Raw genomic sequence first — 823 nt, forward strand, 5'->3', positions numbered from 1 at the left:
TCGTCGAAGCTGCGCTTGGGCGTCAGCGCGGGCAGCGGCTGGGCCGGCGCCGCCGGCTGCGCGCGCGAGCCGGTGGCCGAGGACGGCGACTGGGCGTGCGCGGCGCCGGCGGCCGCGGCCGCGAACGCCGCGGCGCTCAGCACACGGGCAAAGGTATCGATCCGAAAGCGAATGGAACGCTGGCGCATGGCAATCCTGAAAATTCGAAGTCAGCCCGGATCGTACCGCGATCCGGGCCTGTCCATCGAACGCCGGGCGCGTTGCCAAGCCTGCGGCGACGGAGAATAATCGCCCCATCGCCACCCTGTCCGCGCCATGACACCCTTCCGAGGCAAGCTACGCATCCGGCACCTGGAAATCGTGCTGACCGTCGCCGAATTGGGCAACCTGTCCAAGGCGGCCGCGCAATTGCACAGCACGCAATCGGCCCTGTCGCGCGCCATCGCCGAGATCGAGGAACTGGTGGGCGCGCGGCTGTTCGAGCGCACCGCCAAGGGCACCACCTGCACCGCGCTGGGCGTGGCCATGTGCCGCCACGCCCGCCAGCTGCTCACCGGCCTGCGCAAGGCCGAGCCCGACCTCGCCGCCGTGTCGCGCGGCGACGAGGGCAGCCTGACCGTCGGCTGCTTTTCGATGTTCGCCAGCTGGCCCATGGCCGAGGCGGCGCGGGCGTTTCGCGTGGCCTGTCCGCGCATCACGCTCAGCATAGAAATCGGCACGCACGAGCGGCTGATCGAAGACCTGGACGCCGGCGCCATCGACGTGCTGATCAGCCGTTTCTCGTCGGCGGTCAATCCGCAGATCTACCGCTCCATCAACCTGC

Annotated in this window: 1 protein-coding gene and 1 pseudogene; one reads left to right on the forward strand and one right to left on the reverse strand. The window is 69.7% G+C overall.

The genetic code is table 11. The annotated features are described in order from the left end of the window. Positions 1-188 (reverse strand): annotated as a pseudogene (locus C1I89_RS08175) (lytic murein transglycosylase); the annotation flags it as partial. 127 nt (positions 189-315) lie between these two features. Here C1I89_RS08175 and C1I89_RS08180 point away from each other — a divergent pair. Then, the coding region (locus C1I89_RS08180; RefSeq protein WP_146196894.1) for a LysR family transcriptional regulator at positions 316-823 on the forward strand (508 nt) is incomplete at its 3' end.

This window comes from Achromobacter pulmonis, assembly GCF_002885955.2.
Taxonomy (GTDB): domain Bacteria; phylum Pseudomonadota; class Gammaproteobacteria; order Burkholderiales; family Burkholderiaceae_B; genus Achromobacter; species Achromobacter pulmonis_A.